This window comes from Streptomyces sp. NPDC047002 (assembly GCF_040704505.1).
Classification (GTDB): domain Bacteria; phylum Actinomycetota; class Actinomycetes; order Streptomycetales; family Streptomycetaceae; genus Streptomyces.
The window spans coordinates 73,230-85,391 of sequence record NZ_JBEYWC010000031.1; the positions used below are offsets into that span (position 1 = coordinate 73,230).

12 protein-coding genes are annotated in these 12,162 nt (G+C 73.8%); 6 read left to right on the plus strand and 6 right to left on the minus strand.

What is annotated here, in order from left to right:
• Positions 1-135 precede the first annotated feature (135 nt).
• Positions 136-1,527 (minus strand): transcriptional regulator, encoded by a 1,392-nt coding sequence (locus AB0910_RS24885; RefSeq protein WP_366746847.1) that lies wholly within the window; start codon positions 1,525-1,527, stop codon positions 136-138.
• 361 nt (positions 1,528-1,888) lie between these two features.
• Here AB0910_RS24885 and AB0910_RS24890 point away from each other — a divergent pair, with 361 nt between their 5' ends.
• The 3 genes from AB0910_RS24890 (at position 1,889) to AB0910_RS24900 (ending at position 5,214) form a co-directional block, all read left to right on the plus strand.
• Positions 1,889-2,560: a bifunctional DNA primase/polymerase gene (locus AB0910_RS24890; protein WP_366746864.1), complete on the plus strand. Its 672-nt coding sequence runs from the start codon at positions 1,889-1,891 to the stop codon at positions 2,558-2,560.
• 141 nt (positions 2,561-2,701) lie between these two features.
• Entirely contained in the window at positions 2,702-3,619 is a 918-nt protein-coding gene (locus AB0910_RS24895) for an ABC transporter ATP-binding protein (RefSeq protein ID WP_366746848.1), read from the plus strand.
• The gene (locus AB0910_RS24900) at positions 3,616-5,214 is read left to right on the plus strand and encodes a transporter (RefSeq protein WP_366746849.1); all 1,599 of its coding nucleotides are present in this window, start codon (positions 3,616-3,618) and stop codon (positions 5,212-5,214) included. The genes AB0910_RS24895 and AB0910_RS24900 overlap by 4 nt, the downstream gene beginning before the upstream one ends.
• Before the next feature lie 214 nt (positions 5,215-5,428).
• On the opposite strand, the gene AB0910_RS24905 is transcribed toward AB0910_RS24900, so the two are convergent.
• The 5 genes from AB0910_RS24905 to AB0910_RS24925 all read right to left on the minus strand — a co-directional run bounded on the left by AB0910_RS24905 (position 5,429) and on the right by AB0910_RS24925 (position 9,575).
• Positions 5,429-6,340 carry an alpha/beta hydrolase gene (locus tag AB0910_RS24905; RefSeq protein ID WP_366746850.1) on the minus strand — a complete coding sequence of 304 codons (912 nt, stop codon included), beginning with the start codon at positions 6,338-6,340 and terminating at the stop codon, positions 5,429-5,431.
• 472 nt (positions 6,341-6,812) lie between these two features.
• On the minus strand, positions 6,813-7,508 hold the full coding sequence (locus AB0910_RS24910) for a metal-dependent transcriptional regulator (RefSeq protein WP_366746851.1): 696 nt from the start codon (positions 7,506-7,508) through the stop codon (positions 6,813-6,815).
• 160 nt (positions 7,509-7,668) lie between these two features.
• Entirely contained in the window at positions 7,669-8,448 is a 780-nt protein-coding gene (locus AB0910_RS24915) for an SDR family oxidoreductase (RefSeq protein ID WP_366746852.1), read from the minus strand.
• A gap of 108 nt (positions 8,449-8,556) precedes the next feature.
• On the minus strand, positions 8,557-8,793 hold the full coding sequence (locus tag AB0910_RS24920; RefSeq protein ID WP_366746853.1) for a DUF397 domain-containing protein: 237 nt from the start codon (positions 8,791-8,793) through the stop codon (positions 8,557-8,559).
• Positions 8,790-9,575 (minus strand): helix-turn-helix transcriptional regulator, encoded by a 786-nt coding sequence (locus AB0910_RS24925; protein ID WP_366746865.1) that lies wholly within the window; start codon positions 9,573-9,575, stop codon positions 8,790-8,792. Before AB0910_RS24925 ends, AB0910_RS24920 begins: the two co-directional genes overlap by 4 nt.
• 143 nt (positions 9,576-9,718) lie before the next feature.
• Between AB0910_RS24925 and AB0910_RS24930 the strand changes: the two genes are divergently transcribed.
• From AB0910_RS24930 to AB0910_RS24940, 3 genes are all read left to right on the plus strand, one after another.
• Positions 9,719-10,222, plus strand: a complete 504-nt coding sequence (locus AB0910_RS24930; RefSeq protein ID WP_366746854.1) for an ATP-binding protein — start codon at positions 9,719-9,721, stop codon at positions 10,220-10,222.
• Positions 10,223-10,345: 123 nt separating this feature from the next.
• Positions 10,346-11,215: an endonuclease/exonuclease/phosphatase family protein gene (locus AB0910_RS24935; protein WP_366746855.1), complete on the plus strand. Its 870-nt coding sequence runs from the start codon at positions 10,346-10,348 to the stop codon at positions 11,213-11,215.
• Positions 11,216-11,251: 36 nt separating this feature from the next.
• Positions 11,252-11,929, plus strand: a complete 678-nt coding sequence (locus tag AB0910_RS24940; RefSeq protein ID WP_366746856.1) for a VOC family protein — start codon at positions 11,252-11,254, stop codon at positions 11,927-11,929.
• Positions 11,930-12,162 lie beyond the last annotated feature (233 nt).

Here is a 12,162-nt window from a genome sequence, read left to right on the forward strand (position 1 = left end):
GCTCACGCTACCGGGTGAATCCAGCGCTCTGCCACGCATGCCGCCGTACGTGACGAACGCCCCGTCACACGGCTCCCGCGACGCCCCGGCGGCGGCCGTGCCCCTGGTACGCGGCCCCGCCCCACGCCCCTGCCGTCACGCGACCTCCCACATCACCCGCCCGTCGAGGCGCTCGCCGAACTCCCGTACCGACGCTTCCTTCCCGTACGGTTCGAGGCGCACCCGCAGGTCGTCCAGGTACTCCTTGCCGCGGCTCGAACGCAGCGAGCCCAGCAGGTCGGCCGCCTCGGAGCCGGTGCGGCACGCCTCCTCCACCTCGCGCTGCTGGACCTGGGCCGCCGCAAGCACCGCGAGGCCGATGGCGCGGCGCCGCGCCCGGGTCTGCGGGTGCCCGTCGAGCGCGTCGCGCGCGTGCTGCGCCGCGGCCTCGGGGCGGCCGAGGTCCCGGTAGCAGTGGGCGAGTTCGTCGGCGAGGTACGCCTGGTCGAAGTGGGCGATCCAGTCCGGGTCGTCCGCCGGGTCCCCGGCCCTGTCGAGGGCGGTCTGCGCCTTGTTGGCGACCTCCTGGCACGCGTGCGAGTCGCCCATGAGGGCGTGCCCCCGCGCCTCGGCCGCGTAGAACATCGCGAGGGCGCGCTCCGGCACCTGTCCCCGTGCGCCCTCCTGCGCGGCCCGCGCCAACTGGGAGATCTCGCGCGGGTTTCCGAGCTGCGCCGCGAGGTGGCTCATCGAGGCGGCGAGCACATAGCCGCCGTAGCCGCGGTCCCCCGCGGCCTGCGCGAGCCGCAGGGCCTGGATGTAGTAGCGCTGCGCGAGCCCCGGCTGCCCGGTGTCCACGGCCATGTACCCGGCGAGCTCGGTCAGCCGCGCGACGGCGGCGAACAGCCGCCGCCCGATGGCCTCCTTGTACGAGCCGGCCAGCAGCCCGGACACGACGCTGTTGAGGTAGTGCACGACGACGGGCCGCACATGGCCGCTGCCGAACCGGTGGTCGAGCCCGGTGAGCGCGGTGGTCATGGCCTCCACCGCGTCCACGTCGCCGTCGCCGACGCGGGCGCCCGCCGACCGCTCGATCGCCGTGTCGGCGCCGGTGATCAGCCAGTCCCTGCTGGGCTCCACGAGCGCGGAGGACGCGACGGACGAGCCGGTCAGGAAGTCGCGGCGGCCGACGTCGCTGCGCCACAGCTCGCAGACCTGCTCGATCGCCCCGACGACGGTCGGCGCGAACTGGAGCCCCACGCCGGACGCCAGGTGCTTGCCGTTGGCCATGCCGATCTCGTCGATCGTGACCGTGCGGCCCAGCTTGCGGCCGAGCGCCTCGGCGATGATGCCGGGGGCCCGCCCGCGCGGCTGCTGGCCGCGCAGCCAGCGCGCCACGGAGGTCTTGTCGTACCGCAGGTCGAGACCGCGCTCGTGGCCGACCATGTTGACCCGCCTGGCGAGGCCCGCATTGGAACACGCGGCCTCCTGGATGAGCGCCTGGAGCCGTTCGTTCGGCTGGCGGGCGACGAGAGGTCTGGCTGCCAATGGAAACCCCCTGTGGTCGCAGTGATCATTTCCGTCACACTGCCCTGCTGGTGTGCCGCGAATGCGAAAGTTCAGCGTTATTGGTGATGTTCGTGCCGTTCACCGGGTGTGTCGCGGGTGGCGCCTGCCATGCTGCGTCGACCGGTCCGCCGTGCGGCGTCCCGTGCCGCCGTCCTGCGCGGGGCCCGGCCGGAAGCCCCCGGCCGGGCGGGGCCTGGCGGACGGCCCCGCAAAGGGCTACCCGCTTCCGGGGCCCCGGCCCGCGCGCGCCCCCGGAAGTGCACCGGTGCGCCCCACATGCCGGTTTTCGCCTTTCCGCGAGCCGGGGCGCACGCCGTAACCCGGGGTGGCACCGGGAGTTGTGCTGTGCGTGGAAGAGAGCATCGGTGTCGAAGACGCCGTCAAGGTCCCCCGACAGCGCACCCAACTGCCCCTGGAATGCGCAGTGATGTATGCAGAGGAACGACACTGGGAGGTGTTCCCAGGGACCTGGCTGAAGCCGGGAGCGGGCACGGAGTGGTGTTCCTGCGGCGCGTCCGACTGCCGCGCGCCGGGCGCACATCCGGCGCGCGAGGACTGGGCCGCCGAGGCGACGAGCAGCGGCAGCGGGGCGCGCAGGCTGTGGGCGCGCCGCCCGAAGGCGTCGGTCCTGCTGCCCACGGGCCGCTCGTTCGACGTCCTCGACGTGCCGGAGTCGGCCGGTTTCCTCGCGCTGGCGCGCATGGAGCGCAGGCAGGTGCCGCTCGGGCCCGTGGCGTGCACGCCAGGCCGCAGGATGCTGTTCTTCGTCCTGCCGGGCGGCGCGGCGAAGGCGCCCGCCCTGGTGCGCGCCCTCGGCTGGTCGCCGAGCGCGCTCGATCTCGCCGCGCACGGCGAGCACGGCTGGGTCCCCGCCCCGCCGACCCGCGTGGGCGGCGCGGGCGCCGTCCAGTGGGTGCGCCACCCCACCCGGGCCAACCGCTGGCTCCCCGACCCCGAGGAGGTCCTCAGCCCCCTCGCCTACGCCTGCGCCCAGGACCCCACCCGCCCCTGACCCACCCCACCCCCCGGGCCCCGGGCGCGCCCGGCCGGATGGGGTGGGGGCCTCCTCTTTGCGGCTGATGACCGGTCGGCGGGGTACGCCTACGCTGGGCCGTTCGACGGGCACAGAGATGACGGGGAGCAGGTGCAGCAGATGCCGGACCAGGCACGGCGGGGACACGACGGCACGGCGCCGATCGGTGCGGGTGACGCGCCCGGGGCGGCGGTCGGTGCGGGGGGCGCGCCGGGTGCGGCGGGTGGCGCGGCGGGTGCGGGGGCGCAGGACGGCGCGGGGGCGGCCGGGGGTGCGGCCGTCCGCGTCGAGGGGCTGTGGAAGCGGTTCGGGGAGCAGGTCGCGGTCGCCGGGATCGATCTCGCGCTGCCCGCGGGGCAGTTCATCGGGCTCGTCGGGCCGAACGGCGCGGGCAAGACGACGACGCTCTCGATGATCACGGGGCTGCTCAGGCCCGACCAGGGGCGGGTCACGGTCGCCGGGCACGACGTGTGGCGCGATCCGGCCCAGGTGAAGGCCAGGATCGGGGTGCTGCCCGAGGGGCTGCGGCTGTTCGAGCGGCTGTCGGGGCGCGAGCTGCTCGGGTACACGGGCCGGCTGCGCGGCCTGCCGGGCGCGGAGGTCGACAAGCGCGCGGACCAACTGCTCGACGTGCTGGACCTGACGGGTGCGCGGGACAAGCTGGTCGTGGACTACTCGACGGGCATGCGGAAGAAGATCGGCCTGGCCGCCGCGCTGCTGCACAATCCCGAAGTCCTGTTCCTCGACGAGCCGTTCGAGGGCGTCGACCCGGTCTCCGCGCAGACCATCCGCGATGTGCTGGTGCGCTACACGGGCTCGGGCGCGACGGTGGTCTTCTCCAGCCATGTGATGGAGCTGGTGGAGTCGCTGTGCGACTGGGTCGCGGTGATGGCCGCGGGCCGCATCCGCGCGCAGGGCACGCTCGCCGAGGTACGGGGTGACGCGGCGTCCCTCCAGAGCGCGTTCCTCGAACTGGTCGGCGCGCAGGGCCGCGCGGCCGGCGGCTCCCTCGACTGGCTCGGCGGGGGTGCCAAGTGACGGCCGGGGCGGGCGGGCTGACGCCCGTCGTCGTCCGGCTGAAGCTGTCCCTGCTCCGGGGCGGCCTGCGCCAGTCGTCCAGCAGGACGGCGGTCTGGGTGACGTCGCTGGTGATCGTGGTGCTGCTGTCGGCGGGCGTTCTGCTGGGCCTCGCGGTGCTGCGCGCGGTGGACGGCGCGGCGGCGCCCGTGGTGCTGGTGGTGCTGCTGCTCGCGCTGGGGTGGACGGTGATGCCGCTGTTCTTCCCGAGCGGCGACGAGACCCTCGACACGACGCGCCTCGCGATGCTGCCGCTGCGCCCGCGCCCGCTGACGGGCGCGCTGCTCGTGGCGTCGCTCGTGGGCCTCGGCCCGCTGTTCTCGCTGTGTCTGCTGGTGGGCGCGGCGATCGCGACGGCACACGGCGCGGCGGCCGTGGTCGTCGCCGTGTTCGCCGTGGTGGTGGCGCTGCTGACCTGCGTGGGCCTGGCGCGCGCCGTGGCCTCGGCCAACACCCGCCTGCTGACCTCCCGCAGGGGCCGCGACCTCGCGGTGCTGAGCGGCCTGCTGATCGCGGTCGGCATCCAGCTGGTCAACTTCTGGGTGCAGCGCATCAGCCAGTCGTCCTCCGGCCTCTCGTCCCTCGACCCGACGGCCTCGGTGGTGCGGTGGATCCCGCCGGCGTCGGCGCTCGGCGCGGTGGCGTCGGCGAGCGAGGGCGCGTACGGGCGGATGGCGGCCCAGCTCGCCCTGGCGCTCGCGCTGCTCACCGCGGTCCTCGTGCTGTGGCAGCGCACGATGGTGCGGCTGATGACGGCACCTGACAGCTCGACGATCGCCGCGGCGGCGCCGAAGCGGCGGGGCCGCGGTGGAAGCGGCGCCTCGCTGCTGCCCGAGGGCCGCACGGGCACGGTGATGCTGCGCACGCTGCGGTATGCCGTGCGGGATCCGAAGACCAAGACGGCGTGGGTGTCCGCGCTGGTGGTGGGCCTGATCGTGCCGGTGTTCAACGCGGTGCAGGGCGCGAGCACGATCTACTTCGGCTGCTTCGCCGCGGGGGTGCTCGGCACGCAGATGTTCAACCAGTTCGGGCAGGACACGTCGGCGTTCTGGATGGTCGCGATGACGATCGCCTCGAAGCGCGACGCGTACCTGGAGCTGCGGGCGCGTGCGCTCGCGCTGCTGCTCGTGACCCTGCCGTACTCGCTGGTCGTCAGCTTCGTGATGGCCGCGCTCACGCACGACTGGCGGGCACTGCCCGAGGTGGTGGGCCTGTCGTGGGCGCTGCTCGGCGCGCTGGTGGCGCTCGGCGCGACCGCGTCGGCGCGGCTACCGTACTCGATCCCGCAGGAGACGCGGAAGAACGTCGCGCCCGGCCAGACGAGCCTGGCGATGTGGTCGGTGCTCGGCGGCCTGGTGGCGTCGCCGCTGCTCGCCTCCCCGATCCTGGGCCTGACGATCTGGCTGCACGCCGCGGGCCACACCGGTGCGACCTGGCTGGTCCTGCCGGTCGGCACGGTCTACGGCGCGGTGATCGCCTGGCTCGGCGTCCGCGCCGCGTCCGGCCCCATGGCGGACCGCCTGCCGGAGATCCTCACCGCGGTCAGCAAGGGCTGACCCGCGCGGCCCCCCGGCGCGCACACCCCGGGGGCCGCGCCCGCCCGCCGCGCACGCCCGGCCCGCGCAGGGGCCACGCATACGACCGCACCCGTACGAGCACCTCCCGCCCCGTCGCGCAAGCCGCCGGGCACAGGAGCACCCCCGCGCATGAGCCCGGCCGCGCGGAGGCCCGCGCCCTCTCGCCCGCGCGCCGGCACCCCGCCCCCGCGCCCTACGCCCCCGCCGCCAGGACCCCCGTCAGGAAGGGCTCGGTGGCGGCGCGCCAGGCCGCCGGGTCCGCGTAGTGGACCAGGTGTCCCGCGTCCGGTATCTCGGCGTACTCCCCGCGCGGCAGCACCCTGACCATCTCCATGGCCTCGGCGCGGCCCAGCTCGCCGTCGACGCCGCGCACCACCAGTGTCGGGCACTCGACCTGCGCCAGCTCGTCCCAGTGGGCGTCGTGGACCCAGGTCTCGCGGGTGCGCAGCATCTGGGAGCGGGAGAAGACCGGGCGCCAGCCGTCCTCCCGCAGGGTCATCATGTCGGCGTGGAAGTCGCCGCGCGCGGGCCGGCGGGCGCCCGCGAGCCACGGGTCCTCCTCGGCGAACCAGCGGCGCGCCTCCGCGAGCGAGGGGAACGGCGCGGGCCAGGTGCGGAACCACTCCTCCCACGCGCGCTGCGACGCCGCGCCGAGCGCCGAGGCCCGCATGTCGAAGATCACCAGCGCCCGCACGAGATCCGGCCTGCGCGCGGCCAGCTGCCAGGCGGTGAGCGCGCCCATGGCGTGGCCGACCAGCGTGACCGGCGCGAGCCCCAGCGCCTCTATGACCGCCTCCGCGTCGGCGACATACGCCTCGCGGGACAGCAGGCTGTCGGCGGGCCGCTCGCTCTCCCCGTGCCCCCGCTGGTCGTAGGCGACCACCCGGTGCCGTTCCGCCAGCCACCGCGCCGTCCCGGCCCAGTGGGACGCGCGCCCCATCAGCCCGTGGAGCAGCAGCACCCCGGGCTCGGCGGCGCCGCCTCCCGCGGGCGCCAGGCCCTCGGGCCCGCCCCCGCGCCCGTACTCCCAGGTCGCGAGGCGTACCCCATCGGCGCCGATCACATCGGTGTGCCGCACCCCGTGCTCCGCGTAGTGCTCCTGCATGTGTCCTGGCCCCCCTTCGGTTCTGAGTGGTCGCGTCAGATTCCGTGCTGCTCGTGAACAGATGCGGTGCTGCTCGGTGAACCGTTCGAACGGTTGCGGCGGACGGAGGATTCCGCCCCGGACCGTCCGGACCGTCCGCGCCCCCCGCGCCGGTCTGCGTCCCGGTCTCTGTACCGGCCCCTGTGCCGTCGAACTCGTGTTGCGTCTGGCGAGATCTTATCGAACTACGATTCGAACACGGGCCCCTCGCACCCAACATCGCTCATTCGAGTGACCATCTTCCATGATTGGCCGCCGCGGCCATGGGGAGACCTGTCAGCGGGAGGGCGGACCGCTCGGGGATGACGGTCCGAAGGGCCGACCCTGGGAGCTCGGGGCTCCGGGTCGGCGAAGGGGAGGGTAGGGCCCCGGTGCCGCTCGGCACCGGGGCCCCCTCCGTGCCCCGGGCCAGGACCGGCCGCGCGCGGCCCCGTCAGCGCTTGGCGACGAAGACGTGCGACGCGACCTCGGACCCCAGCTCCGCCGCCTCCCCGCTGCTGCCGACGAGGACGCCCGCGGGCGACTCCGTCACGCTGACGACCGATCCTGGCTGCACACCCGCCCGCCGCAGCGTGTACATCAGCTGCGCGTCGGTCTGGATGGGCTCGCCGATCCGCCGCACGACGACCGTCTTGCCGTCCACGCCCGCGTCCAGGTCGGCGAGGCTCACGAGCCCCGCGTCGAGGAACGGATCGGCGGCCTCCCCCTCCTCGCCCAGCTCGGCGAGGCCGGGGATCGGGTTCCCGTACGGCGACTCCGTGGGGTGGCGCAGCAGGTCGAGCACCCGCTTCTCCACCGCCTCGCTCATCACGTGCTCCCAGCGGCACGCCTCCGCGTGGACCTGCTCCCACTCCAGGCCGATCACGTCCACCAGCAGGCACTCGGCGAGGCGGTGCTTGCGCATGACGCGCGTGGCGAGCATGCGGCCCTCGTCCGTCAGGTCGAGGTGCCGGTCGCCCGCGACCGTGAGCAGGCCGTCGCGCTCCATGCGCGCCACGGTCTGGGAGACCGTGGGCCCGCTCTGGTCGAGACGCTCGGCGATCCGGGCGCGCATGGGGACCACACCTTCCTCCTCCAGCTCAAGGATGGTGCGGAGATACATCTCCGTGGTGTCGATCAGTCCGGACATACGTGCCCCTTGTGGATTCGTTGCGGCCCTGGCTTCAATTCTGACGCATCCCGCCGACAACCGTGCCCCGCCCGTCCGCCCCGGGAAGTACGGGCGAGTATCCGGTGCGGGGACGATCACCGCGGGACCTGTGGCGCGCGGACCGCGGCGCGCCGCCTGTTCAGTAGTGGACGGCTCCCCTCGCGCCCCCCGAGGGGACGACCGGGTCGCCGTTGAGCGCGACGCTGAGCGGGCTCGCCAGGAACGCGACGACCGCCGCCACCTCGTCGGCCTCCACGATCCTGCCGATGGAGACGGACGCGGCGAGCTCCCGTTCCACCTGCTCGACGGGGACCCCACGGTCGGCGGCCCGCGCGGCGATCACGCCGGTCTGCGTCTCGGTGCGGGTCATACCAGGATGCACCACCGTGACGTTCACCCCCTGCGGACCGAGCTCGTCCGCCAGATTCTTGCTCATCGCGGCTACGGCGACGTTACGTACGGAGCCGACCACGGAACCGCTCTGCCGCGCCGCGAGCCCCGCGATGTTGATGACGCGCCCCCAGCCGCGCTCCGCCATCGCGGGCGCGAGGGCGCGCACGGTGCGCAGGTAGCCGCGCACCTTGACGTTGATCTGCTCCTCAAGCTCGTCCTCGGGGAACGCGCCGGGGCTGGCCTTGGCCGCGTTGTTCACCAGGATGTCCACGCCGCCGAGCAGCCGCGCCGCCTCGTCCGCCATGGCGGCGACGGAGGTGTCGTCCCCGGTGTCCGCGGCGATCCCGACAACGGTGGCGCCGGTCTCCTCCGCGAGCGCCGCGGCCCGCTCCTTCACCGCGGCCGCGTCCCGCGCCACGAGCGCGACCGCCGCGCCCTCGCGGGCCAGCGCCCGCCCGACAGCGAACCCGATGCCCCGGCTCCCACCGGTCACGAGGGCGCGTCGTCCGGCAAGCTGCAGATCCATCGTGTGCTCCTGTCGCAGAGAGTGGGCGCGCTGTACGCGGCCGTACGCACGCGGAGGGCCGCCGTACGCGTCAACGTACGACGGCCCTCCGTGATGCCGCGCGCGGGCTCAGCTCCGTACGAGCGTGACGAAGCTCTCCCACGCGCCGGGCGCGACGGTCAGCATCGGTCCGCTCGTGCGCTTGGAGTCACGGACGTGCACGCCGATGGTGGTGTCGCATGCGGCCACCTCGACGCACTGGCCGCCCTCGCTGTCGCTGTAACTGCTCTTGGACCACGCGATCTCGACGCACTGGCCGCCGCCGCTGCCGCTGTAACTGCTCTTGAACCAGGCCGGCTCGGTCATGTCTCTCCCAGGAGTCCCTCGATGTGGCTCAGCGACTCACGCGGGGTGAGCGCCTGCGCTCGGAGAATCCCATACCGCGCACCGAGTTCGTGGACCTTTACGTGGTCGCTGTACAAGCGGCTGGCTTCCTGCGACTCGGTGTACGCCAGGCGCTTCCCCTTGTTCATGTCGATCATAGTGAACCCGCCGTCGAGCCCCACATGGTCCTCGCGGTCGGTCGGCATGATCTGGACGTCGACGTTGCGGTTGTCCGCCACCAGCAGGATCTGCTCCAACTGGCCGCGCAGGACGGCCCGTCCGCCGATCGGCCGGTGCAGCACGGACTCCTCGATGAGGAAGCTCAGCAGCGGCGCCGGGCGGCGCGTGTAGATGGCCTGGCGGGCGAGACGGCCCGTCAGGCGCTCCTCGATCACCCCGTCGTCGAGGACCGGACGACGCTGCCGGAGGACGGCCTGCGCGTACTCGTCGGTCTGGAGCAGACCGGGCGCCACCTGGATCGCGTACTCGCACAGGCCGACGGCCTTGGCCTCAAGGGCGGCCATGTCGCGAAAGAAGGCGGGATACTGAGCGCGAGCGACCTCGTCCTTCAAGGCCATGAGCACGCCGCCCGCGTCGAGCACGCGGTCGGCCTTCTCGATGGCCCGCGGCGACGGAATGCGGCGGCCCTGCTCGAAGGACGCGATGCTGGAGGGCGAGTAGCCGACGAGCCTGCCGAACGCCTCGCGCTCCAGGCCCGCCCGCTGCCGTAACAGCTTCAACTGCTTCCCGAACGCGGCGACCACACCGCCGCCCTCCCCCGAACCGCCCCCGCCTCCGCCCTCGTTGTCGGCCGGTGTGAAGTCCTCTTCTGCCGTCTCCACGGCAACCCACCTCGCTCCCTCGGCATGCTGCGTACCGGTACCGCGGACACTCCTACAAAGCTACTGTGTCCGTCGATCACCACTGGTCACGCTACGCCACGGACGGAACGCTGGTCAGCGTGACGAAACAATCCACACAGCACAAGGAGTCGCAAACGGCGCACGAGTTCGCCATGCGATTCAGCTCCACGCCCCGGGGCGCACGCCTGGCGCGCAGACTGACCGCGCACCGGCTGAACGCGTGGGACCTGCCGTACGACTCCGCGGCGAACGACACCGCCGTCGCCATCGTCGCGGAGCTCGCGGCCAACGCGGTGCGCCACGGGCGCGTGCTGGGCCGCGACTTCCACGTACTGCTGCGGCTGACCGGCGACACCGTACGCATCGAGGTCACCGACACCCGCGCGGAGCGCGTGCCCGCCGCGCCCGCCGACCGCGTCCCCGACCCGCTCGCCGAGTCGGGCCGCGGGCTGCTGATCGTGGAGTGCCTCGCCGGGACGTGGGGCTGGCACCCCCGCAAGGACGCCCCCGGCAAGACGGTCTGGGCCGAATACGCCCACACCACCTGACGCCCGCCCCCGTTCAGCGGCCGGAACGCCTTCCGAAGGGCCCTCACATGACCGTGGAACGCCCCCTCACCACCCAGACGCGGGGAGCGCTGAGGAAGCCCGCCGACGACCGGAGGAAGCGCCGTGACGACCGACGACGCCGTCCAGCTCTCCCTGCTCGGCCCGGCGCGGCCCGCGCATCCCGCGTCCACCACGCACGCCCGGCTCCTCGTCTTCAACGCCCAGCACGCTTCCGCGGCCCGCGCGCACCGGCAGGCCGAGTGGATCGGCCGACTGCACACCGCGGATCTCGTCGTGCTCACCGAAGTCGGCCCGGGGCCCGGCGGGACGGCCCTCGTCCAGGCGATGCGCCAGGCCGGCTACGTGCACGTCGTCGCGCCCTCCGCCCGCGGGGGCGACTACCGGACGGTCCTGGCGTCGCGCACCGCGGTCCTCGAACCGGTCGACGCCGGGGTGGGCTTCCTGCCGCACCGGGCGCCTGCCGCTGTCGCCACGGTCGGCGGGCACGATGTGGGGATCGTCGGCCTGTACGTCCCCTCACGCGGGCCGAAGGAGCGCCGCAACGAGGACAAGCGGGACTTCCAGGAGGCCGTGGCCGGGGCCCTGTACGGACTGGGCAAAGCCTTTCCCGGCGTGCCTGTCGTCGTGGCCGGCGACCTCAACGTCGTCGAGCCGGGCCACCGGCCGCACCACAAGGTCTTCGGACGCTGGGAGTGCGCCTTCTACAACGCGTTCGCCCAGGCCGGCTTCACCGACGCCTTCCGGCACCTCCACCCCGAAGCGGTCGAGCACTCGTGGTTCGGCCGCAGCGGACAGGGCTTCCGCTTCGACCACGCCTTCACCACCGCGGGGCACGCGCCGCTGGTCGAGGCGTGCGCCTACGACCAGACACCGCGGACAAAGCGGCTCACCGACCATGCCGCGATGACGCTCACCCTCGCCCTGCCCGCCCCCGCGGGGGCGGGATGGCCGGGCCCGCGAGCGGGTACGTGATCGTGGACGACCGCCCGGTCATGGAGGGTTGAGCGCATGTTTCACCTGGACCATCTCTGTCTCGGTGTCCGCGGCCTGGACGACGGGGTGCGCCGCGTGCACGAGGAGACCGGGCTCGCGTACTACGACGGCGGGGTCTTCGCCGCCGGGATCGCGAACACGGTCTTCCCGCTCGGGCAGGACGTCTACCTGGAGGTGGAGGCGGCGACGGGATCCGCCGACGGCGAGCGGAACGCGGCGGTCGAGTGGTTCGAGGGGCTGCTCGCCGACGGCGCCGACCGGTGGATGTTCTGGAGCCTGCGCGCCGACACCCTGGAGGAGATGCACGCGGTCGCCGTGCGGCTCGGCGGCGAGGTGGCGCGGCTGCCGGGGCGCGTCCAGCCGGACGGCACCCAGCGGGTCATCACCACGGCGCCGGGGCCGGGCAGCGCCCTCGACACCTGCTGGCGCCGCGGGCTGCCGAACTGGTTCTACCGGGAGGACCCGGCGACCAACCCGGACCGTGGGGCGGTGGGGCGCGGCGACCGCGGTGCGGCCGTGACGCGCCTGGAGATCGGCGCCGACGCGGACGAACTGCGCGACCACATCGGCGCCGACACCTTCGACGGCCTCCCCCTGGCGGTCGTCCCCGGCCCCCCGGGCGTCCACGCGCTGACCGTGTGCACCGCGTCCGGCCGCGAGGTCACCCTCCGCAGGGACCCGGCCGACCTGTAGAGGTGCCTCTTCCTGTAGGGGGTGTCTCTTTCCAGGAGAGGGTGCGTCTTTCCTGTAGGGGGTGCGTCTTCGACCGGCTGTCGCTCCTCAGCCGGCGGCGTGCCTGCGGTAGCGGACGTGCGTGGCCAGCGGTGAGCCGAGCACCTCGACGGGCTCGAAACCGAAGGTCTCGACGCCGTCGAAGAGGCGCTCGCCGCTGCCGAGCAGGACGGGCGCGATGTCGAGGGTGAGTT

Coding starts and splice junctions, on each gene's coding strand:
- AB0910_RS24920 (WP_366746853.1), bottom strand. CDS start 8,793: ATGACCGAGCCGGCCTGGTTCAAGAGCAGTTACAGCGGCAGCGGCGGC.
- AB0910_RS24940 (WP_366746856.1), top strand. CDS start 11,252: ATGTTTCACCTGGACCATCTCTGTCTCGGTGTCCGCGGCCTGGACGAC.
- AB0910_RS24910 (WP_366746851.1), bottom strand. CDS start 7,508: ATGTCCGGACTGATCGACACCACGGAGATGTATCTCCGCACCATCCTT.
- AB0910_RS24895 (WP_366746848.1), top strand. CDS start 2,702: ATGCCGGACCAGGCACGGCGGGGACACGACGGCACGGCGCCGATCGGT.
- AB0910_RS24905 (WP_366746850.1), bottom strand. CDS start 6,340: ATGCAGGAGCACTACGCGGAGCACGGGGTGCGGCACACCGATGTGATC.
- AB0910_RS24915 (WP_366746852.1), bottom strand. CDS start 8,448: ATGGATCTGCAGCTTGCCGGACGACGCGCCCTCGTGACCGGTGGGAGC.